Genomic DNA, 1,635 nt, shown 5'->3' on the forward strand with positions numbered 1-1,635 from the left:
TAGTTTTGCTTTCCGCAAGAAAGCAAGATGTTTTTTGACCATGGCAGATAGTGTAAGCGTCAAATAGTGAACACATTTTAATAGAAGAAAATTCGTGAGATACTCCTCCCATAGAACATATTTTGGGAGGAATTTATTTGAAAAGAAAAAAACGGTGCCTGTGCACCACACAATTCATACACTATTCTGACGACTAGATAGTGTACAAGAAAAGAGTCTTTTGATCGAGAAATCGATGGAAGACTCCTTTTTGATTGCAGCCGTAAGCGTCAAATAATGAACACATTGTTTCATATAAAAGAAAATGCCCCAAAGAATCGATCATAAAGATTCTTTGTAAGCCCGAAATATAAAAAAAGCGCACCTTTTCAGTACGCATGTGAACGTTGAAAAACGGTGCCTGTGCACCACACAATTCAGAAACTATTCAGACAATTCGTTAAATGTTAGATGAAAGAGTTCCTTGACTGAGAAATCACTTGAAGAACTTCTTTTTCATTATACATAAGTGTGATTCAATCAATTTAACGCCTTAGCAAGACCTTGCTCAGTCATGCGGAATAGAACCAACAAAACGAGTTGGTCATAGTCGATTGAAGAGCATATTGTTTAGATGTTAAAATAGAATAGGGCTAACCGGGGAAAAGAGCGTTGTCAGTGGCTTTGTAGATGCGTGAAAAAAACCTAACTGTGGATCGCACAACTTAGACACTGTTCTGATAGTGGTGATTGATACCCAAAAAAACCTTCACAATCGAGCAGTCGGTCGAGGTGTTTTTTCATTGAAGAATAGGAATAGGCTTCGGGTTGGTTCTTTCTTTTTGGGCTTGGTAGAATTGTAAGGAGAGGGGTGGTGGGACGGATGAGTCCGCAAGAGTTAAAAAACGCTAAAAAGTTAATTTCGGCAATGCCTTTAAATCAACTTATGGAGTTGAAAGAAATATACGGCCTAAATTGGAGTAATATTTCTTCTCCTACAACCTTTGGAAAAGACTTTAAAGCAGAGTATGATAATGGAAGTTTTCCTAATTTGAGTTCACATGGCGTAAAAATAAATGGGAATAATCATCAACGATACGAAAGAATAAGATAAAAGAGAGAAAAACCGCGTACCACACAATTCAGGCACTATTCCGGCAATTTAATAATGTACAAGAAAAGAGTCTTTTGATCGAGAAACCGATGGAAGACTCCTTTTGATTTTAAAAAAGGTGCCTGTGTACCACACAATCCGGAAACTATTCAGACAATTTCAGTAAAAGGTGCCTGTGCACCACACAATTCATAAACTATTCAGACAATTAGTTAAGTTTTAGATTAAGAGAAGGTACCAGGTTCCCACGCAATTCAGAAGCTATTCTGTCAATTCAATTGTGTACTGATAACAAAAGAAGAACTGACCTTTCGGGGTTGGTTCTTTCTTTTTTGCTTTGGTAGAATTGTAGGGAGATGGAGGATCCGGTTACCAGGTACACACACAACTAAACGAGCGGAAGCCATCATGGCTGCATTTGAAAAAGAGGACGCCGACCCGTTTCGAGAAGATACAGGAATAGCCAAGCCAAAACAGGAACTTTTTATTGATGATGTCATTCCAGTAGGGATCTAGGGCAGCATTCTACGGTGGAAAAAATA

1 protein-coding gene is annotated in these 1,635 nt (G+C 38.3%); it reads left to right on the plus strand.

The features are described 5' to 3' along the window. Positions 1 to 862 precede the first annotated feature (862 nt). A complete protein-coding gene (locus tag CSV79_RS16475; RefSeq protein ID WP_143560601.1) occupies positions 863 to 1,093 on the plus strand; it encodes a hypothetical protein in 231 nt (76 codons plus the stop codon). Positions 1,094 to 1,635: the final 542 nt, after the last annotated feature.

The sequence above is a fragment of the Sporosarcina sp. P13 genome (assembly GCF_002743055.1).
GTDB lineage: Bacteria > Bacillota > Bacilli > Bacillales_A > Planococcaceae > Sporosarcina.

Coding starts and splice junctions, on each gene's coding strand:
- CSV79_RS16475 (WP_143560601.1), top strand. CDS start 863: ATGAGTCCGCAAGAGTTAAAAAACGCTAAAAAGTTAATTTCGGCAATG.